At 39.6% G+C, this 20,049-nt stretch carries 17 protein-coding genes; 7 read left to right on the top strand and 10 right to left on the bottom strand.

What is annotated here, in order from left to right:
- The first annotated feature begins 30 nt into the window (after positions 1-30).
- Complete coding sequence (locus tag V7K62_RS25075) at positions 31-1,761, top strand: sigma-70 family RNA polymerase sigma factor (protein ID WP_334868861.1); 1,731 nt, start codon at positions 31-33, stop codon at positions 1,759-1,761.
- Here V7K62_RS25075 and V7K62_RS25070 read toward each other — a convergent pair.
- The 6 genes from V7K62_RS25070 to V7K62_RS25045 all read right to left on the bottom strand — a co-directional run bounded on the left by V7K62_RS25070 (position 1,732) and on the right by V7K62_RS25045 (position 10,738).
- Complete coding sequence (locus tag V7K62_RS25070; RefSeq protein ID WP_334868859.1) at positions 1,732-1,938, bottom strand: HNH endonuclease; 207 nt, start codon at positions 1,936-1,938, stop codon at positions 1,732-1,734. The two genes, V7K62_RS25075 and V7K62_RS25070, sit on opposite strands and share 30 nt — an antisense overlap.
- Before the next feature lie 5 nt (positions 1,939-1,943).
- A complete protein-coding gene (locus tag V7K62_RS25065; RefSeq protein WP_334868858.1) occupies positions 1,944-2,321 on the bottom strand; it encodes a hypothetical protein in 378 nt (125 codons plus the stop codon).
- 308 nt (positions 2,322-2,629) lie between these two features.
- The gene (locus V7K62_RS25060) at positions 2,630-2,920 is read right to left on the bottom strand and encodes a tetratricopeptide repeat protein (protein WP_334868856.1); all 291 of its coding nucleotides are present in this window, start codon (positions 2,918-2,920) and stop codon (positions 2,630-2,632) included.
- 147 nt (positions 2,921-3,067) lie between these two features.
- Positions 3,068-5,254, bottom strand: coding sequence for a hypothetical protein (locus tag V7K62_RS25055; RefSeq protein WP_334868853.1), 2,187 nt, complete (start codon positions 5,252-5,254; stop codon positions 3,068-3,070).
- Positions 5,254-5,766, bottom strand: coding sequence for a phospholipase D-like domain-containing protein (locus V7K62_RS25050; RefSeq protein WP_334868851.1), 513 nt, complete (start codon positions 5,764-5,766; stop codon positions 5,254-5,256). Before V7K62_RS25050 ends, V7K62_RS25055 begins: the two co-directional genes overlap by 1 nt.
- 10 nt (positions 5,767-5,776) lie before the next feature.
- Positions 5,777-10,738 (bottom strand): DEAD/DEAH box helicase, encoded by a 4,962-nt coding sequence (locus V7K62_RS25045; RefSeq protein ID WP_334868849.1) that lies wholly within the window; start codon positions 10,736-10,738, stop codon positions 5,777-5,779.
- A gap of 207 nt (positions 10,739-10,945) precedes the next feature.
- Here V7K62_RS25045 and V7K62_RS25040 point away from each other — a divergent pair, with 207 nt between their 5' ends.
- From V7K62_RS25040 to V7K62_RS25030, 3 genes are all read left to right on the top strand, one after another.
- A complete protein-coding gene (locus tag V7K62_RS25040; RefSeq protein ID WP_334868847.1) occupies positions 10,946-12,043 on the top strand; it encodes a DNA sulfur modification protein DndB in 1,098 nt (365 codons plus the stop codon).
- A gap of 71 nt (positions 12,044-12,114) precedes the next feature.
- Positions 12,115-12,357 carry a hypothetical protein gene (locus V7K62_RS25035; protein ID WP_334868845.1) on the top strand — a complete coding sequence of 81 codons (243 nt, stop codon included), beginning with the start codon at positions 12,115-12,117 and terminating at the stop codon, positions 12,355-12,357.
- Positions 12,347-12,760: an NACHT C-terminal helical domain 2-containing protein gene (locus tag V7K62_RS25030; RefSeq protein ID WP_334868843.1), complete on the top strand. Its 414-nt coding sequence runs from the start codon at positions 12,347-12,349 to the stop codon at positions 12,758-12,760. Before V7K62_RS25035 ends, V7K62_RS25030 begins: the two co-directional genes overlap by 11 nt.
- On the opposite strand, the gene dpdD is transcribed toward V7K62_RS25030, so the two are convergent.
- The 4 genes from dpdD to V7K62_RS25010 form a co-directional block, all read right to left on the bottom strand.
- A complete protein-coding gene (dpdD, locus tag V7K62_RS25025; protein WP_334868841.1) occupies positions 12,749-15,016 on the bottom strand; it encodes a protein DpdD in 2,268 nt (755 codons plus the stop codon). The genes V7K62_RS25030 and dpdD overlap by 12 nt on opposite strands.
- A gap of 100 nt (positions 15,017-15,116) precedes the next feature.
- Positions 15,117-15,632 (bottom strand): phospholipase D-like domain-containing protein DpdK, encoded by a 516-nt coding sequence (dpdK, locus tag V7K62_RS25020; RefSeq protein ID WP_334868839.1) that lies wholly within the window; start codon positions 15,630-15,632, stop codon positions 15,117-15,119.
- Between the two features lie 6 nt (positions 15,633-15,638).
- Positions 15,639-16,085 (bottom strand): HNH endonuclease, encoded by a 447-nt coding sequence (locus tag V7K62_RS25015; protein ID WP_334868837.1) that lies wholly within the window; start codon positions 16,083-16,085, stop codon positions 15,639-15,641.
- A complete protein-coding gene (locus V7K62_RS25010; RefSeq protein ID WP_104900801.1) occupies positions 16,055-16,324 on the bottom strand; it encodes a hypothetical protein in 270 nt (89 codons plus the stop codon). The genes V7K62_RS25015 and V7K62_RS25010 overlap by 31 nt, the downstream gene beginning before the upstream one ends.
- Positions 16,325-16,697: 373 nt before the next feature.
- Between V7K62_RS25010 and V7K62_RS25005 the strand changes: the two genes are divergently transcribed.
- Genes V7K62_RS25005 through V7K62_RS24995 form a run of 3 tightly spaced genes read left to right on the top strand, consistent with a single transcriptional unit; the run spans position 16,698 to position 20,038 of the window.
- Positions 16,698-17,813, top strand: coding sequence for a DUF262 domain-containing protein (locus V7K62_RS25005; protein WP_334868835.1), 1,116 nt, complete (start codon positions 16,698-16,700; stop codon positions 17,811-17,813).
- Complete coding sequence (locus tag V7K62_RS25000) at positions 17,813-19,177, top strand: DUF3696 domain-containing protein (protein ID WP_334868833.1); 1,365 nt, start codon at positions 17,813-17,815, stop codon at positions 19,175-19,177. The genes V7K62_RS25005 and V7K62_RS25000 overlap by 1 nt, the downstream gene beginning before the upstream one ends.
- Positions 19,178-19,180: 3 nt before the next feature.
- Positions 19,181-20,038, top strand: coding sequence for a hypothetical protein (locus tag V7K62_RS24995; RefSeq protein ID WP_334868831.1), 858 nt, complete (start codon positions 19,181-19,183; stop codon positions 20,036-20,038).
- Positions 20,039-20,049 lie beyond the last annotated feature (11 nt).

Genomic DNA, 20,049 nt, shown 5'->3' with positions numbered 1-20,049 from the left:
TTTGCAATGGCAGTCAGTTGAGGTTATTTAATGCCTACCACAAACAAGGAGCGGGAAATACGAATCGCCCAAAGAAGGGTTGAAGGGTTTGCCCAGCAGTTTGGGGAAGCACATCGCAACTTGGCTCGTCACGCGGCGTTTCCTTTGGTACTTACACCTGATTTACTCTACCAAATTTGGGCAAACTTTGTCCCTGAAGCCCCTTGGACGGTGGTTGCTCATGTGTTGCTGTCGCGGTTGTGTCGCCAAGTGAGTTATGAGATGTATGAGATGGATATTGCTGACCGTAATTTATTGTTGCGGGAATTGAAGGAGGAATTTGGACAGGAAAGATTTGATGAGTTGGGGGAGTTTTTGCTGGATTATGTGGCACAGCGATTGAACGATGATGACGCAGACACGCGGGATTTGCGGGAAGCGCAGGAGTGGACGGCATTGGCTTATACTAAGCCAGATGAGGCGGCGCGGGAGTTGGCGCAGAGATTGAGTGAGATGGTGCAGCAGGAAGATATGGGGGAGGTTTTGCGGCTGGCTTCTTTGGTGGATACTTTAGCAGATCCATTGGTGGAAGCAGGTTTTAAGCCTTTAGTAATTTATTCTAAAGCAATGGTGGCCGTTTCAGATGGTGAGCAGCAAGATACAGTATTTCAATTGCGTAAACTGATAAGTGTAAGCGATAAACAGACAAATACAATCCTATGTTACCTGTACGAGAAACTAGAGCAAGATATTTTTATTGAATTTGTAAACGAGAATTACTATTATTTTGAAGATTCGGAGCTATTATTAACTGCTATATACAATAATGAATACCTTGATTTTGAGTCTTTTGTAGATTTAGCAATTGAAACACTAAAACCAGATTTTGATGGAAAAGTTTATGTCAAGTATGAAAGATATTATTCTACTCACGATGAAGGGGAGAGGTATCTTGGTTCTTTAGGTCAACAAGCTGACCAAATGCACCTGAGTAAAGTTCCTGAATTTATAACTGAGAGTCACAGCGATAGTTTAGGTGTCATCTTAGAAAATGAACAAGACATAGAAATGGTGCTGGCTATCTTAAGCACTGGAGAATATGAATTACCTGAAAGTGATATTGAAGGCGGTACTGTTGAAATTTCCATAAAAAAACCTGAATTACTTGAAGATTCATACGAGGAATATGAAAATCCTTTAGATTCTAGGGAAACTATAGAATCTCTGGAATCGACTAAAACAGATGCCTTGGTAGAACTTGATAAAAAACTTTCAGATATTGTTACGCAGGTAAGACAGTCTAAACCGTTGATAAACCATATAAATTACCGTATTCACGTTTTAAGACTTTCTAGCTATGTATCAGGAGAAGATGTAATCCAATATGCTATCTTGTGTCTACTTCAAGAACTTCATTCTGGGAAAGATATCAAAAACCCACTAGCTTGGGCAAAGGTTGTTTGTCAACGATATATAAATAAGCAGTATAATGAAAATAAAAATACTCAGGCTCAAGAATCAAGCCAAATTGAACATCTAAAAAACTTGCAATCGCAAGTAAATTTTGAGAATAATACAGAACAATTACATCATATTATCTTACAACTCAAACCCAGTAGTAGAAAAATTATTGAAATGCGATTTTTTCAAGAACTATCTTGGACTCAAATTGCTGAGGTACTATCAAATCAAGAGGGAAAAGAAATTAGTGTGGCGGTCGCTAGGAAAAGAGTTGAGCGTGCAATACAAGAATTACGACACTTTATGACGGTTACAGGATAAACATGAAAGTGCCAAATTATCCTCTGTGGTTTCACCACTATGTTTTACTGCAATAATATGGTCTACTTGGTGGGTATAAATAGAAAGATGCTGATGAATAAGACAATATTCACAGCGCTTTGAAGCTCTTTTTATTATTAGCTTACGCAGCTCCGCAGAAATATAATCAGAAGTCATGTTTCCTAATCGCGTTTGAAAGCTCGTGCCTTTAATAAAATCATCATATGTTCTAATTGCTCATAAACATCTAACTCGGCTAATTCCATTGAATTAAGTGTTGCAGAGCGGTTTTTTTCTAATAACTCTCCCAACCGCGTTTGAGCTATTGATGAAACTTTAAAAGCAATAATTTCTTCTGGTGTTGGACGCTTGATTAAAAAATCCAAAACTTCTTGATAAACTGCGGGAATATCTGTAGTCTCTGTTTTAACTTTTGGCTGAGATATGGATGGTAAATTTGCAACGTCTAACAATCGCCAAAGCAATTCGGGTAAGCGATTTTGCAGAGGCTCTAAACGTTGAGCTAGTTCATCTGAAATTTGAATCGTTAATTCTGCCATATGTGATTCTTCATCGGCGCTATCTGGCTTGTCTTTTATCCTAATTATAGCTTTGCTACCTTTCAAGTAGATTTTATCACAGCCATCATCTCTGCAATAAGCGGCTGATATTGAGAACTTGAAAAGGGGCTAAAATCATCTCTGCAAACAACACTCATTTTACACAACAGGCGAAATTGAAGCGGAGTTGGAGGTTTATTGACACGCTCTACCCGCACCTCTAAGTTAGAATTTTGTCGAAGCAACTCAAAAACTTCTGCAAGCAAATATCGCGGACAATAACCAACAGTGGTCTGAGGTGTTTAAAATTAAAGCCTGAGAATCGCATTGCCCAAATTGTTGAGACAAGAAGCTTGCTTGGAGCGAGCGTCTATTTCTTGTGTAATTACCAATGCTTGCCCATAATCATGAATTGCTTCCTCAATTCTCCCTAAGTTAGCTAGTGCCTCGCCTCGATAAAGCCAAGCTTCATAAAAGTCTGGTTTAATTTCTATAGCTTTATCGTATGATGCGATCGCTTCCTCAAATCGCCCTAATTTAAACAGCGCCAAACCTCGTTCAATAAATTCTTGGCTAATTTTGAGCGATCGCTGCGTCATAGTCGCTAAAGGGTGGGTTACTTGGTCGCAATTGAGATTATTTTAGTGGTTTTCCACTGTGCTGTCTCATGTATGACTATAAATCGTCCGCATTAACGCTTTCTGAATAGCTAAAATGAGAGCTTAGGAAAATTTTCAGCCATTTTCTTACTGCACCTTATTAAGAATTGCGCGAACTACACCACTTTTACCTCGACAAGCTAGAAACAATACATCACCTGTTAAAGCACCATCTTTTTTTAAATCAGAGACAATTTGACTTAAATCATGACCCATATATCCAGTAATTACTGCAATTAAATTACAGTTGCTTATTTGTGCCTGTACATTACTACGACTTATATATGCCTCACTTGAGGGCGCAACCTCAACAAAATTTTGTAACCCGTAATTTTCGCACAATTCACGGATGACTTCTCGTCGAGTTGCTTGGTGGCCACCAACTAACGCAAGATGTATGGATGCCAAGTTTTGAGTTTTTGATACTATTTTTTCATCTGAAGCTACTTGTACCTCCAGCTTAGTAGCCTCAGCACGACGTTGTTGGCGATACTCAACAAGCTCATTCGCTGAATCCGAGTTAAGGTAGAATAAAGCGCGTTTTAAATCTTGAAAAAAAGGCGCTTCGATTTCTTCTTGACGTAATGCGTTATCTACTTCAGCAATAGCTAAACCAAAGTAGTCATTTGCTAAACTTTGACGTAAAGTGGGTTGAAAATTGATGTATGCTTCCAGTCCTTCAAGTAATTCAAAATACTGTAGCGAACTGATTTTTTGTTGGATTTCAAGATTTCTTAAAATATCTAGTTCTTTGTTTAAGTCTTCCCACTTTCCCACGTTAGCAAGCCAATCTAGCCAGTCAGCATAAGCGTTGATCATTCCTGACGTGTTTTGTAACTGCTTCCACAAATCTAATCTGTCTTTTAATATTTCTTCTGCCTCTGGTAAATCCCGCAGGCGTACTCCAGCCAAATTTACACATAACTCATAATAACTAACTTTATCATCATCAGAAATATCACCAAAACCATCAAGATTAGCAACTCTAGCCATTAAAGCGCGGTCTGACAATGTTAATTGTTCATCAGCTGTTTCTAGGAGTATTTGATATACCTCCCCTGCTTTAACTGGATCGCCAACTGTAGCCCATAATTTTGCTAAAGGTAGCAGAATTTTAACTCTACGTTCACCTCCTTGCCACGCCTTTTCTAAAAACTCCCTAGCTTGTGTTTTTTGGACTAAGTTATAAAGTGCAGCACCACGCAATCCCGCCAATGCTGGTGAAAGTTCAGAAATTACACTTGGTAATAATTCAATTACTTCTTGGAAACATTGAATATTTAAAAGTAGTTCTGCATGACGTTGTTGCAACTCTTCTGTATTTTCGGTAATTGATTGATATATTTGTAAAGCATATTCAGTAAGATCAATTGATATGTAAGCATCAGCTAAAGCGAGTAGTACATTAATAGCTTTAGGATATTTATCTTTAAGTTTATCAAGTTGGGAGATACGTTCACCTGGTTCAATTTCTAATAACTGCGTCAATTGTTCGTTGAGTGTAGCTCCTTCTGTTGTTGGTAAGGGTTCTTGAGGAACCAAGGACAAATGTAACAGTTTTCGTACTCCGTTGGCTTGGCGTAACCTCTCTAATTCGGGTAAAAATTCTTGTGCTAATGCTTGCACAGAAGCTAATAACTCTTGTTCTTTTGTTTGTTGGTAATACTGGAGATGAGCAGTTACTAATTGCTCTACCAACCTTCCCGAAACAGGTAAAGCCAGAATACTTTTATGTTTAGCTTTACAAAGTTGTACTAATTGCTCATGCTGTTCTGTCTTGGCATAAAGTGCAATTAATGTTCGCAGAGCATTGCTATCATTAACATCAACTTGCCGCAGCAGATGGTCTTCAACTTCAGTAATACGTCCAGCAGTAATTTTTTGTTCTAGGATATTTTGATTAATTTCTTGGACGGAACTTATCGGATTTTGATAGTCATTATTTAATTGTTTGATAGCCTTACGAAATAGACTTTGCCATGATTTAAAGTCTTTAACATTTGGTTCTTTTTTGACGCTATTAGCATCATTTAAAGCTATGGTATTAGCTTTAATTTGTGGCATAGCATTACTGACGTTATCTTCTGTAGCAGTCACGTAAACAAAATGAGTATAATCTTCATGACTTGAAGGCATCAAGCGAGTGACGTTGAAACCAGCTTGTCTAAGTCCTCGATAAATTTCATCTGCTTGAGTTTGACCATTACACCGCAAACGTAGTCCCACTTGGTCAACACTTCCCAGTTTTGGATTAATTTCATATTGAAACGACATTATAGTGGCAACCCTTGTTCAAAATGCTGTACGCATATGTTCCGTAATTCAGCAATACTCCGTTCGTCATGATTGTACGTGAAGAGTTCAAAATTTTGATTAACTCCCCCATCAGTTAAATTTAGTGAACCGTTAATAGCACCGTAACGACCAACGTATGCCTTGGCATGGAGTTTGGAAAGTACCCGTACCTTCAGGCGATCGCTTTTATTGCTCAGTTGTCTTAATATTGGATAATATTCTTTATCGCTACCTACTGTGATGTACACTTTACCGCCATTGGCGGCCATTTGATGCAGAATGTCAAACAGGTGTAGTGCTTCTTGCTTTGTCTCTACAATTTCCCCAAAAGAGACATAGTAGGGTTTTTCTAAACGGAAATTTGTTACCCAAGGTGAGACAATCCAAAACTCGTAACTGCCCTCTAGTTGTGATGCTAAAATCTCATTGAGCAGAAAGTTGTAAATCATTGCCTGACCACTGAGTTGCAATTGAGTTGATTGCTTTGCCACTGGGGGAACCTCACTCTATAGGACGAACTGTTACTTGAATTACAGGTGCTTCACTTGGTCTTAAGTCGTTAGGATATATGGTTTGAATATCAGTAATCATTGGGTAAACCATACCGATATCTCTGTCGATGCCAGCGTCTGTCAAGTAGCTAATTGTGTTACAGAGGGACGCAAGATTATCGCTTCTTACCCGTAAATAAATCGTTTGACAGCCATTTTCCAGCAAGGTTCTCATTCTTTCACAGATGCTAGCACCGCTTACAGTGCCATCTAATTCTACGGTTTGAGCGGCGCGAACCTGATTTAACCATTCTGTCAGTAGGGGACGATTAAGAAGGTTACGGCTTAAACCTGGTGATTCGATGTCGCCACTGCGGTCGTCTAAGCAACTAGAGCAGTTGCAGCGACAATTTAAAAGCATCCGGCGTTCTATCCCTGCTTCAAATGCTTTACGTGCTTCAGGTAACGAAGCACCATATTCGGCTTCGTAAATTTCAAGTAAACGTGTTAACTCTGGATAGGGCGGTGGTTGTTTGTCACGTCTGGCTTTAACTACTTTGCGGTAAAGTAGTGCCGTTGCTTCGGTAAATGTAGGGTCACGTTTTAGCTGTTCAGAACACCAAGGAAGAAACTCGTGGTTAATTTCCCGAAAAATACGCCAGTTAACCAGAGGTGTATCGCCTAGTTGCTGAATGTAGTCGGGAATAAAAACCCGTAGTAAAGCTTTGAGTTGAGTTTGGCGCATAGGTACACCTAGTTGTTGCCGTACCTGTGCCATTAACTCTTCAATTTTCTTTTGGCGATCGCTAGATTTACCTGCTGCTATAATTTGATTTGCTCTAGTTACACACTCTTCTAACCAAGACTCAGGTTGTGCTAATAAATGACGCAAAAAAGCTTCCTCTTGGGCAGTGGTACAGCGAGTCATTTTGTTGGCGAGGGTTGTCCAAAATTTATCAGCATGGTTGCGTAGCAAGTCATGGGTTGCCCGCATTACACCAATACCCCCCATCCCAATTTCGTACAACCAAATACGAGGGGCAGCCTTTTCGTCAAAGTCAGCGTGTAACTCAGTCCAGGCTGCAACGTAATTTAGTGCCTCAACACCTGCAACTTCTTGTGCTAGAGACTTTAAAGCTAGAGTCAGACTATACTGAAAGCTGTCCCGTAAGTATTGCTGATAGTGCAATCCACCACTATGAATTTCAGCATATAGGTTCAAAAATATTGATAAGTAATCATTGTTACTATTTACTAATTGGTAAACAGCTTGTTGATTTTTACGGGACAATTGCTGTATCTCGTTAATTGCATCTGCTAGGCAGGTGTCAAACTGACTGTGATCACGGGTAAACCAATCACGTAGCCCTTCAGGTGTTCCTCCCTCTCCACCACACCATGTATCTGCTATAGTCAGCAGCACATTAACAAGATATTCAGCAGCAAAGTAGTTTGCCTGATATTCAACCGTGAGAACACTAACAAAGGCATGGTGGATGGCATGGTAACACAGATTTTTCTGTGTCGAAGTAGATAATTGGAGTTTTGTTAGCAAATCGGAATTGAGGTCAAAACAAACTCCCTCCGTCAATATCTGGTATCCTAAAGCACAGTTGCTCAGGCTTTCCTCTTCTGCTGTAAAACCGACAACTCCACGAATTTCTTCAGCTGGTGAATTGTGGAATTTAATCGTGTATTCACTTCCTAAAATAATTCGCTGCACATCTAACAAATTAAGATTTGCAGTTTCGTCACTGTGAAAAACAATTCGTTGTATTAATTCTTGCCCTAATGGATCGCTCTTAAGCGAAGAATGACCAGGCTTAAGGGTATATGCAGGCGTGGGAGTGTCACCTCGGACAGGGCGAATTGCTACCGCACTGATAGCGTTAGCCGAACAGGAGTGAGCTAATGATTGTGTATCTTGTCCTGCATTTTCAGATGTACGGCTTTCAGATAACTCTCCTGTGTCTGGGTTATGCCACCAAAATGATGAGTTATAGTCTCGACTAAACTGCTTGGGCTTAATTGCAGTAGGACGATATAAATCTAAAGAGTTGGTACTTTTTTTAGTAATGTCAACTTTCTTTAGCGCCCGCGTCGGCAGGTTAACTGTGTAGGGAAAAGAGCGAATCCGGTCAAATGTATAGTACTGATTAATGGCTATTCTGGCAGGTTCTCCATCGGAAATTATTGGTGGTATCCAAGTTGAACCTTCACCACCACGAAATGTTACATTCCCTGGGATTGTTTCACTCACCGCCAAACTGATACTTTCAGAGTTAGGCTTCTTATTCGGGTTGTTATTATCGGGACGGTAGTCAACTTGCACCTCTGGCAAATTAATGTCAGAAAATAAATTCTCTGGTAAGTGTTTGCGTAACAAATTTCTCAACTCTTTGGAATTAATGCGCTGCTTGTTTTCGCGCTCAAACTGCGGGTTTACTCCTTTCATTAAGCCTTCGTAGAAAATTTGACACAAAAATCCTTCTGACTCATCGTCAAATACTTGTTTGATAGCATCATCTGGTATCGCAAAAGTTTGTTTGAGATAATCTTTAAATTCCAACAACACTCCGAAATCGACACTTTGCTCCATTAAATACTCGTACCCCTGCCGAGATAAATTATCGAGTTCGAGGTCGATTCCTGCACAACTTGCCCGATAAGTTAACCAGTCAAAGAAAGCGTAAAACCCATGAATTCTTTGCAGGTATCGGTTTTGGGAATTGAGAGGAAGTTTTTGGAAAGTAGGGTCTGTAAGTATGTGTTCGTTGCGAAACAAAAATAAGTCAGTAGATTTATAGGGGCTGAGTACTGTAACTACAATCGGTCGTGTGCCAACTTTCCGCCCTCCCCGACCTTTACGCTGTACAAAACTAGCAACATTTGCAGGTGCTGTGTATTGTAAAACACACATCAATGCTTCGTCGTCGTAACCGACTTCTAATGCAGTTGTTGTAATTATTAAGTCATCATTAGGCTCGATAGTAATTGAGCGATCGCTCCCCGTTTTCCGTTTAATATTTAGAGATTCTTGACGTGCCTTATCTTTCTGGCTGAGTACCCACCAGCACTCTCCTGCTTGGAAGTATGGACAATTCAAATCTGGGCTACCACTGTTATGACAATTACAGTTACAACTAAAATTTGCACCAAAGAAGTTAGGAAAAAGTTGCCGATTAAATGGTGGATATCGATAGGCATATAATGGAATGTACCTAATTTGCCTTTGGTCAAGAGGCGTTTTTTGCGATTTATATCTTTCTCTTTCTCTGCGTTGTTCTGGTTTTATTTTCTCTGCATCTTCCATCTGGTATAACCAGCGACCTGCTATATCTAAAGACTGGACAAAGCCAAATGTGCGGTAGCGCTTTAGGTCTGAATCTGCGGATGGTTGCGGCATAGTGTGTAAGACGCACATCGCCGTTTGAATTAAAGTTGAAATTACAGCAGTATCTTCGTTATCCTCAGCCCGGACAAATATATAGCGTTCGGCACCAATCGTCTGCATTTCATTATCTTGAGGGTATACCCGTTTAATGCGAGGAGCAGGTATACCAGATAACTCCGACAGAAATTCAATTGGCTCTGAAATAGTGGCACTTAATCCTACAAATGCTAAATTGCTTTGTTCGTTGCGATGCTGCTTACCCAAACGAATCCTTGCCATCAATCGTCGCAGCAAAAGTGCTACTTGAGTCCCAGCAGTTGAAGTTTGTAGGTGAATTTCATCTAACATCACAACTGAAGGCGCACAAAACTTATCATTACCAAACAGGTATTGATATTTTGTTGATAATAGCCGCCGATGAAGTGATTCTGTCGTGGCGATGAGCAAATCGGGTGGATGTTCTGCCATGACATCCCTAGAAAATTTTATAAAGGGATACTGCTTATTGCAGATAGGGCAAATTAAAGTTTTGGTATCCGTAGGACGGACAAGCAGTCGTTGTTTATCTTTTTTGCAAGCTTTGTCGTCTGTTCCAACGCAGTAAGCAAAAGGGGACAGATAACCTGTATACTCGTCGTTAAAAGTCCAGCCCCGATCCTTGTTTTTCTGTTTACGTTCGTCAGTTGTGTCTTGGAAATCTCGTAGTTGGTAAACTGCTGCCCCACTTTCTAGCCCAATTGTCAGTTGTGGAAAATTGTACTTTGCTAGTACTTGGTTGAGGTAAAATAATACTTCAATAAAATCAGTTAGTTGATTTTCAGACAGCGCAACCCGTGGGTAAATGCAAATGGCTTTAACCCCTTCTCGACCTCGCAAGCAACGTTCCAGCACCATCTTGGCGAGTACGGGTAAAAAGAAAGCGTAGGTTTTACCCGCTCCTGTGCTAGCAGTAACTACAACACCTTGTTCAATACCTTCTTCTGCTTTTAACTCGATTGCTTCAAGGATTCTTTCTAAAGTTCGTTTTTGGAAGCCACTCATCTGACGTAGCTTCGGTAGATAGATGTCAATTACTTCTAAAAGTAGCTTTGCTGTTCGCTGTTGCTCTGTATCACCACTAAGTAAAGCTGTCATGCAGGTTTGCACTGCAATGTTCCTTCGAGGTACGCGACGAGAAGCGACACTAAACTTAATATCTGCCACTAAACGCTTGCTATTGCTGATGCGGTGGGCTACTTTGAGGTTGTTTTCTCGAACAATTCTTTGACGGAGTTTTGATAGCAACCTTACAGTTTCTGCTATTCGACTGCGGAAAATCCAGTCATCAGGAGACTCTACTTGGTTAAACCGGATAATTTGCAATTCATTTGCAAGTTGCGCTAAAGCATTTCTGAGTGCTTGTGTTTTTTCTTGAGCAGTTAATACGATGTCTTCGGAGGGTTTGAAGTTATCAATTACTTCAACTCCTGCCATTGTTACATCGTAAATGCCGTAGGCAACTTGTTCTGCTTCGCGTTGTTCAATAAACGTCAGAACTTCATCAGCCAGTCGTTTAATCGTGTCAGGGTGTAAGCTCATGGTTTTTGGACTGTACGGTAGATGAACCTATTGACACTCTCAGCACTAAGCGTCAAATTTTTTCTGCCCATATTTTTTGAACAGGCTAAGGCAATGGTTTCAATACCGCTATGTAACTGACCCTAGCATACATACTACATACAGCTAATAGTACCATGTATGCTTGTATGCAAGTTTGGCAGACAATGAAATTTAACTAGAAAAACAATGTTTGAACTCGTTATAAAAGGCGTTCCCGTACAGCGCGGTTCTCTAGGTGAACAAATAAGTTATGTTGCCAGTATTACTTTTGCTGATGTTGTCCGACTGTTAAATGACGGTCATCTTTATATCCCCAACATTGCGGAGTTGCCAGACTTTGCCCAACGCAAACTTAACCAGACGCGAGTTAAGGCGATCGCTCGATATATCCTAGAGACTTATCAGGATGGAACTACCTTTTTCCCACCGATTTGCGTTAATGTCCAACCGTCGCCAACTTACAGAGATGGCAATATCTACCTTCCTTACCATTCGGTTAGTTTGCGTTTAACCGACGGTCAGCATCGATGCTATGGCATTCGCCAAGCATTGCAAGATATCCAGACACAAGAATCGGAATATGCCATTATCCTGTCACAATTAGAAATTGGCGTGTTGATATATGCAGGACTGTCATTAGAAGAGGAACGCCAAGCTTTCCGCGACCAAAACCTATTAGTGCAAAGACCAAGTGTGTCGCTATCCCATGCTTTTGACAAGCGATCGCCCACGGTTTTAATTGCCAAAGACTTGATCTGCCGAGTTCCTCAGTTTCGTGAGAATGTGGAAACAGTAGAAAACGGCTTGGGTAAACACAATCCCAAGTTACTGACTTTATCAACCTTAGTCACCGCGACTCAACGCATGTTCCCCAATTTAAAATCTCAAACCGATTTGGAACCTCTGATTGATTGGGCAACAACATTCTGGGCAGCAACCGCAAGCATTATCCCTAACGATCCTTGGAGGATTATGAATAAACAGGAACGTGCTACCCAAAGACAAGAGTTACTAGCAGTCAGCGCTGTTGTTTTTCAGGCGTTGGGTATGTTGGCTCATGATTTGTTAGTAGAAAGAGTTCCGGCAGAAGATTTGGTTAAGTGGTTGAGTAGACTGGAAGAAATAGATTGGCAGAGGGACTCCCAGTTGTGGCGAGAACGAGGAGTAACCCAAGTTGGTGCAAGTGGAGAACCAATCATTTCCAATACAAAGACAACTGTTGATGCTTGTCATCGGGTTTTGCGTGAGTTTGTCGGTATTATTTCGATGATCAATGTATCGTGAGGGTGTCAAAAGACAGGAAAGGAGTATGCGGTATTATTGATAACTATAATGTTGGATAATACATAAGCAGCATGGCGGACTACAATCTCGCTGGATTATCTACACGCTGCTTTGAACAATTAATCCAAGCGATCGCACTCAAGGTAGTTAGTCCTGGAGTTGCGGTATTTGGTGATGGCGCGGACGGAGGACGTGAAGCTACCTTCAATGGTCTGACTCGTTACCCATCTGAGGATAATCCTTGGAATGGATATATTGTAATTCAAGCCAAATTTCGACAAAGACCTCAAAATTCACAAGAAGATGGCTATTGAATTATTTTATTGTGAGAACATTGAAGAATATAAGCTTATTTATAAAATAACTAAGTTATTTGAATCCATAATTACATTTAGTGAAATTTACCAATCTAACTTGTTAGAGTCACTTATACAACTCAAAAAGAAGCTACTACAGTTAGATACGAATTCAGAAAAGATTATACACTGGTGCGAGAATGGAGATTTGGTATTAGAAGACTTCAGAGATTGGATAGTTGAGCATCGCAATATAGGTAATCAGGAGTGGATTATGGACAAGGAATTAGAAGTTATACTGCGCTATTATCAAACCAATAAATTGCTAATAGATTGTCTGAATCAAAGTCAAGTATCTCTCGAAGTCCGCGCACTTCTCGAAGACAACCTATTCTTACCCCTTGATTCTTCACCCAGCTAAATACTCCTGTATTGCACGCAGCATACTTGCACTACCTTTACTATTAACTAAAATAATCGGCGCAAGATGTGATGGACGATTCGCTTCAATAAAACCTGTGGCTGCGTGTTTAGCACTAGCCGTCACCATCACAACAATGTCAGAATTTCTCACCCACTGACGCAGCCTATCATTACCTCCTTTGTCATGGCTGAGATAAACTGTCACTTCTTTACAAGCTGCTTCTAAAATACTTTTTACTCTGATTGCTGCGGTTTCTGTGAGAGTGTAAATAAGAACAGATTTACTCTTGAGTTTTTGGAAAATATTCACCTCAACTTCCAGATTTTGCTCGACTAAACTCGCTGGTTCGTCAAGCAAATCTGGAAACGATTCTCCTAAGTGTAAATCTTTTACCAAAGCGCGAAAGATTCCCCTTTGCACTTCATCAATACGTTCTGTAAAACGGCGTAGAGTTTCAGCCGTAGCAAATAATAGTTGTTCGCGCTTTTCTAGGACTGGGCAGGGGTATGATATTAGTACATCTATTAAGTCAAGCATCCAATCAAGTTTTTTGGGTGAGGCAAACCTGTACCAAAGCTCCAAAGCATAGTCTACAATCTCAGTATATTTTGCTGTATTAACTCCCAAAGTTAAAATAGCGATCGCTAAATCATTGAACAAAACCAAATCAACATCCCCACCCTCTGTACTCAGGACTAGTAGTTCTAGCAATGAGTAATAAAGGCTCTCGAACTCGCCACGGGGAAATTGCTCATCTTTCTGAAAAAATCCCAGCAAGTAAGGAAGCGCATCGTGCAGGATAGACTCAGCTGTTGAGCCTACTTTACTTAACAATTCGTCAAATTCTGCCACCGCCTGTGGTTGCATCAGCAAGCTAGTCACATCCCACTCGGCAGAACCCTGGCGTGCAGTGTATAACGCTCGTTCCCAGGTTGGCTTTTTGTCCAGTTGCGATAACCACTCCAGCCAATTCGTTGGGACAGATAAAGCTGTTGGGGTGTCTTTTGTTGTACCTTCCTGGCTTCCCCGCAGTTGGGTAAGAAAATCTTGGTTCCAACGTACCTTTAGTAAGGCTGTTTGCTCGTCAGCAGTCAACTCGTCAAAGGCTTGCAATACAGCTTTTTCCACTGCCAAAGTTTGCAACTCGTAGGCGCATTGAAGGAGCAAGCGAACTTTCTCTTTCGACGACGGAGCATTACAAAGCAATGAAAATGCTTGATCAAAGTCTCCGTTTTTGGATAGCTGTTCGGCTTGTTGCAGGGGGTCGCCTTCGCTGTTCGGGGTAGCATCCTTTAGCAGTGCAGCTAACCTTTGCAAATAGCTGCGGTGAGTTTCTTCAACTTCCCCAATTGCTAGCAGTTCGTCTCGAAGTGCAGGTTTCGTTGGTTCTCCACCCACCGCCAGCAGCATAAATAATTTCAGTACTTCTGGGATTTTACTGCCTGCACGGACAGCAAAAAGATTGTTGTAACGGGGGAAAACTACTTCTTGGAAATAGGCTACAGCACTGCCGGGGGCGTTATTGTCCTCAAAATGTTGCAGTTCAGTCCGGTATACTGCTCTAAGTAAGGCTTGGGTAACGGCGAAGGGTCGGCGAACCTGTAAAAGATTGCCCAGTTCCGGGAGGGTAAGCAACTCATTCCATTGCTCTAGTTCCGCCAAGAGTTGCACCCGCAGAAACAGCAGATTCAGCGCATCCAGGCGGTGCTGGTCTACCAGGTATTGTAGTGAGTTTTCCGCAGAAATGCGATCGCCTGCTTGCAATGCCATATAAAAGTCCCGCAGTACGCGACCTGTGGGACGGGGAATATCTGCGACCCGTTTCACTCGTCTCTCACTAACTCGGCGCATCCGTTCTAGTGCTTCCCAAACATCCGTCGCCTGTCCGCACAGTTTAACCGCAGCACCGCCAGTAAATTCGTATACTGCTAATTCTATAGGGTCTTGGGGGTTTAGTTGCGCTCTTTGTCCACGAAATGTCGAATATGTGGGGCCAACAAACGCCATTAATTCTTCACTCAAACGGCGTAATTGGCGTTCTGAAAGGGCGATGGCGTACCAATCTACACTATCTTCCCGCCAGCAAGGAAGAATTGTTGGCTGAGGTTCGCCTTTGGTCAACAACTCGACCCAAGGACGGATTTTGGCTTGTTTTCCTTCGCCACCTTCAATCTTGCCAAGGTCAAATTTGTTGTCAGTGCCAAAAAACTGCTCTAGGAAGTGGCGGATATCTGCATTGCTAGCATTAGTCATCGCTTTTGAATATCACATAGTTAATATATTAGGGTGTGTAATAAAAAATACTCAAATTGTTACAGGATAAAAATTAAATAATCTAAAATCCAAAATAGTATTACGCCCCTCCCCATCGGTTAGTAAAAATCAACTGTTGTTCGGCGATCGCTTCTGGGGATGTTTCATAAGTTACAACTTCCTCATTGATTGTAATGCCGTTGTAGGTGAAGTTCATCGAACCTGCAAGATAATACCCATCTCCCAGGATACCTTTTGCGTGGAGTTCTTCGGTAATGTGGAATCGCACGGGAATGTCCTGATAGTCAGTTTTGCCTTTGATTTGTTCAAGAAATCTGTGGTTGTGAGAGTCGGGACGGGTAGCAATGTGTACAGTCGTTCCCCGTTCGGCTAGGGTGGCGAGGACTTGGGAGAGGGGAATGCGGGAACGACTCCATGAGGGTTCTAAGCAAAGGAAGGTGTTGGCGGTGTTATCGATAACGGGGATGTCAGATATCCACGGGGAAACAAGCCACACGCATTGGCTGGGGGTGATAAGTTCGGCGACGAAGATTGTTTGGAGTAAGTCAGGGATTTGGCGGGAACTTAAGCGGGAGTGAATATAGCGGGAAGGCATTTTTTCTTATTCTTGACGTGGATCTGACTGGGGTGGATGCCAACCCGCTTCTACCCAAAAACGACGAGCAACTTGAATGGAAGGCTCATCGCGACGTTCATCATTGAAGTCAAAGCGATCCCTAGTAGCTCTCCCTGTAGCAGTTGTACCTATAATTTTTATTCCATCTTTTGTCCAGATGAAATGCTCAGACCATTGTTGCTGACGGGGATGGAATAGAGGAACTTGTTCTTGGGTTTTAGGATCAGTACCTACAATAAAATTATAGTGACGTTCATTACAGCGATGGCAAGCTAACGCCAAATTATCCAGTTCATCAGAACCACCCAAAGACTGCGGCATAATATGGTCAATGGTAAAACGGTCTGGACTCAAGTATTCTGGAGAGTGACAGTATTCGCAGAGATATTCAGATCGTTTTCTTACAAGTCTTCGAGTTTGTTCGGACACCATTTACTTTTGGCTGCTAGTTGAGCGTTAATCAAGGTAAATATTCGCTCAAGTTCGGAAATGCCTACATATTCAGCTTCTTCTTCAGGAGTGAGCGCATCAGCTTTTTTCTTCTGCAACAGTTCTTCAAAGCGAGACTGTAGCTCATCGGTAAATTTAAAAAGATAAATATCACCGAATTCGCTCATCCTGATACCAGAAGACATTAAGGATGAGGGTTGAACCATCAATTGAGTAGTCATTGTGTGTTCACAGTGCCTTTGGTTCTATTGTGCCTCAATTAATCAATGATTATAACGGTGTGGGTGGGTGCGATCGAGTAATTTTCAGATAATTCTACGTATAGGAACTTTTGCGGATGTTATCGATAACGAGCATACTAGATATTCAGGGAAAAACGAGCCACACGCACTGACTACGGTTGCTGAGTTAAGCGGCGAAGATTGTTTAGAGGAAGTTGGAGATTTGGCAAAAGTTTAGCTTAGACTGTAGTTGATAGCAGGAGGACATTCTGAGTGGCTAAGAGATGTCATAATTAAATTATTAGGTGCTTTAAAATCCATTGCAAGTCACTAGAATATTGAGTATATAAACTAACAAAAGGAGTAAAAATAAATGGATATTGAAGAACAAGATAGCGATGTAATTGAAAAAGATGAAGATACTGCTGAAGAAGATAGAAGTGATAATGGGGGGTTGTATCCTTATGACCCTACTCAAGCAGATATTGACATTAGAGTAGACCTTCAAACAGTTTTCGATTTAATGAGAAGATATGATAATAACAAACTGATTATTGATCCTGATTTCCAACGTAATTTAGTTTGGACACAAGAAAAAAAAAGTAAATTTATTGAATCACTAATACTTAACTTTCCATTACCTCCTTTGTGTGTTAATCAAACTGTAGAAGGTAAGTATATTATTGTAGACGGTTTACAAAGAATAACCACATTACACGAATTTGTTAATGATGAATTTAACTTAACAGGCTTAGAAGCTTTAACAGATTTGAATGATTATAATTTTTCAAATCTCAAAGAATTACCGGGTGACTATCAAACGAGAATAGAAGATAAACAACTTTATATATACATTATTAAACCTTCTGTACCAGCCAAAGTTGTTTACGATATTTTTAATAGAATTAATACGAGTGGGACATATCTTGAGCGTCAAGAAGTCCGAAACGGGATTTTTTCAGGAAAATCTACTCAACTCCTAAAACAGTTATCAGAAAAAGATTATTTTAAAAGAGCTATTGATTATGGAATATCTCCTAAAAGAATGAAAGATAGAGAAGCCATTTTGCGCTACTTAGCATTTAAAATTTTTGATTATGAAAGAGAATATCAGGGAAAGTTAAGCGATTTCTTGGACAATGCAATGAAAAAAATTAATCTTATGACAGATGAGGAAATAGAAATTTTAAAAAAAGATTTTATCAGAGTTATGAATTTAAGTTATGAATTTTTTGGTAAAAAAAACTTCCGTTTACCAGCAGCAGAAAGGAGAGGAAGAATAAATATTGCTATTTTTGAATCGGTTTCTTATTTTTTCTCAATTAACAGTGATGATTTTTTACAAGACCATAAAATGAATATTCAGCAAAACTTTGACAAGTTACTACAAAATCCCGAATATATTGATGCTATAAGATATGCTACGAGTAGTAAAGCTAAAGTAATTACTAGATTTAAGCTTGCACAAGAAGTTTTAGGAAATGTATAATGCTTACAAAAATAGAATTAGAAAATTTTAAAGTTTTTAAAGAAAGAACATCTTTCCTATTAGCTCAAATAACTCTGTTAACAGGAATAAATGGATGTGGTAAGTCTACGCTTCTTCAGTCTTTGCTATTAATGAGGCAATCTATTGAGCATAATGATAGTGCGTCTCAAGTTGTATTAAATGGTAGTTGTGTCAACTTAAGTAGCTTTACAGATATTAAAAATAGTAGTATTTCCAGAAATGAATCAATCAAATTTATATACCATTATGAAGATAAACATATTCTGAATCCTAATCAAGAAGATAATTTCAAGCTTCACGGCCACGCAGAATATGAATTTGAGGAAAATTTTGAAGATGATATGGTAGCTCAGATAAGCAATATTACTTTTTCCGATCAAGGGATCATAAATTTTAATAGGAAAAAATCTGATTATGGATTTGAAGGAGTATACAAAAAGATTAAAGATTCAAATATTTTGAATATAAATAGATTTGATTTTGATGAAGGAAAGCGAGGTGAATTACCAGGGCTAGTACCAGAACGAACAGGCTCTTGTCGTCTTCTTAATTTATTACCTTTCTATGGTGAGGGATATGATTTTAAAACCCCAGAAAAATACAGCCTCAGATTGGATGTATATTCGTTGCATAAATCTCTGTACTTTTACAAGATACATTACATTTCAGCAGACCGTTTAGGCCCACAAGAATTTTATCCTAAAGCTACTTTGAACAAATTTCCAAATGTAGGAGCCAAAGGAGAATTTACAGTTAACTTACTCTATAAAAAGAGAGATGATTTAATCAATGAAAAGTTATGTCTAGGTCAAGATGCCAAGACTTTATATACTCAAACAGAAGAATGGCTTAACGAAATTTTTAATGGGGCAAAAGTCGAAATTCCTAGTTCTGACAGTAATATACTCGAACTTTTATTTAATACGAGTAACTCAAAAGATCGTTTTAAACCAGCTAATGTTGGGTTTGGATACCATTGTATTTTGCCAATTGTTGTTTCAGGATTGATTGCTCAACCAGGTGAAATATTAATCGTAGAAAATCCAGAAGCACATTTGCATCCAAGAGCGCAATCCCGATTAGCTCAATTTTTAGCTAGAGTTAGCAGTTGTGGTGTACAAGTTTTTATTGAATCACACAGTGATCACATCTTGAATGCTCTGCGGATAGCCGTTCTTGATAAAATTGTCACTCCAGACGATTTAAGTATATTATATTTCCAGCAAAATCCAGAACAGCCAGTAGTGCAAATCCCCGTCCAGCCAAACGGAGGAATTGAAGAATGGCCAGAAGGATTTTTTGACCAAATGGATAAAGATTTCTCTAGGCTTTTTGGAATGTAAGTAATGGAAATATTTATTAACGAAGTATCCCTAGAAGGACAGTTTATAACAGAGGCAGAATTCCGGGATGCTATAAAAATGTTTAATTTGATTTTTGAATTAATCAATCAAAAAATTAAAGATAAAGAACTTTATAAAGAAGATAGCAATATATATGCTAACTATGAAGCAATCAAAGGATCTAGTTTCAATGCTAGTCTTAACCAACTGAAAGATAGATCCTTGAAAACTGCTTTTATTAATGTCGTATTCAATAAGTCAAATCCTAAAGAATGGCGTAGAGAGAAGTTGCATTCTTCAGAAGACTTATTTGATTGCTTAACTATTGACAATGATTATAAAAATGTTAGTGAGACTTCTTTGGCAGAAGTAGCTGAACGAAAAAGTCAAAATGGTAATAAAGAATATCTGTTAGTTAATTTTATTAATTCTAGTTTTAAAATCACTCACCCACATATTATTAGCTGTTGTTTAATTACAGTGATTAAAAATAATGTGGAAGACAATCAGATATGTATAGATGGTGTTGATAGTAAACCAGCACTGGAATATTGGTTAGAAAATAAATTAAATCTAAGCTCACTAGAATATTCTTTAGATTTTACTGAACGTCCAAGAGATGAACAAACACTTTTACGAGATACGATAAGATTTAAAAAAACATCATTTAGGTATGGTGGAAGATTTGTTTATTGTGAATTGACTACAGGACGATATTGGTATGTAGACAGTTTGCATAGGGGTGAAGCTGCTCATTTAGAAGTTTTTGATAAAAGAGGATTTCATATTGGAGAAGCTGACTTGCAAGGTAATATTAATACTGCTAAAAAAGATAAAGACAAAATTATTGATTTATCCTGATAAATACTTGC

The sequence above is a fragment of the Nostoc sp. genome (assembly GCF_036917935.1).
Classification (GTDB): Bacteria; Cyanobacteriota; Cyanobacteriia; order Cyanobacteriales; family Nostocaceae; genus Nostoc.
Note: the sequence above shows the minus strand (reverse complement) of the source record. Positions and strands in the feature narration are given on the sequence as shown.

Coding starts and splice junctions, on each gene's coding strand:
- V7K62_RS25075 (WP_334868861.1), top strand. CDS start 31: ATGCCTACCACAAACAAGGAGCGGGAAATACGAATCGCCCAAAGAAGG.
- V7K62_RS25070 (WP_334868859.1), bottom strand. CDS start 1,938: ATGACTTCTGATTATATTTCTGCGGAGCTGCGTAAGCTAATAATAAAA.
- V7K62_RS25065 (WP_334868858.1), bottom strand. CDS start 2,321: ATGGCAGAATTAACGATTCAAATTTCAGATGAACTAGCTCAACGTTTA.
- V7K62_RS25060 (WP_334868856.1), bottom strand. CDS start 2,920: ATGACGCAGCGATCGCTCAAAATTAGCCAAGAATTTATTGAACGAGGT.
- V7K62_RS25055 (WP_334868853.1), bottom strand. CDS start 5,254: ATGTCGTTTCAATATGAAATTAATCCAAAACTGGGAAGTGTTGACCAA.
- V7K62_RS25045 (WP_334868849.1), bottom strand. CDS start 10,738: ATGAGCTTACACCCTGACACGATTAAACGACTGGCTGATGAAGTTCTG.
- V7K62_RS25040 (WP_334868847.1), top strand. CDS start 10,946: ATGTTTGAACTCGTTATAAAAGGCGTTCCCGTACAGCGCGGTTCTCTA.
- V7K62_RS25035 (WP_334868845.1), top strand. CDS start 12,115: ATGGCGGACTACAATCTCGCTGGATTATCTACACGCTGCTTTGAACAA.
- V7K62_RS25030 (WP_334868843.1), top strand. CDS start 12,347: ATGGCTATTGAATTATTTTATTGTGAGAACATTGAAGAATATAAGCTT.
- dpdD (WP_334868841.1), bottom strand. CDS start 15,016: ATGACTAATGCTAGCAATGCAGATATCCGCCACTTCCTAGAGCAGTTT.
- dpdK (WP_334868839.1), bottom strand. CDS start 15,632: ATGCCTTCCCGCTATATTCACTCCCGCTTAAGTTCCCGCCAAATCCCT.
- V7K62_RS25015 (WP_334868837.1), bottom strand. CDS start 16,085: ATGGTGTCCGAACAAACTCGAAGACTTGTAAGAAAACGATCTGAATAT.
- V7K62_RS25010 (WP_104900801.1), bottom strand. CDS start 16,324: ATGACTACTCAATTGATGGTTCAACCCTCATCCTTAATGTCTTCTGGT.
- V7K62_RS25005 (WP_334868835.1), top strand. CDS start 16,698: ATGGATATTGAAGAACAAGATAGCGATGTAATTGAAAAAGATGAAGAT.
- V7K62_RS25000 (WP_334868833.1), top strand. CDS start 17,813: ATGCTTACAAAAATAGAATTAGAAAATTTTAAAGTTTTTAAAGAAAGA.
- V7K62_RS24995 (WP_334868831.1), top strand. CDS start 19,181: ATGGAAATATTTATTAACGAAGTATCCCTAGAAGGACAGTTTATAACA.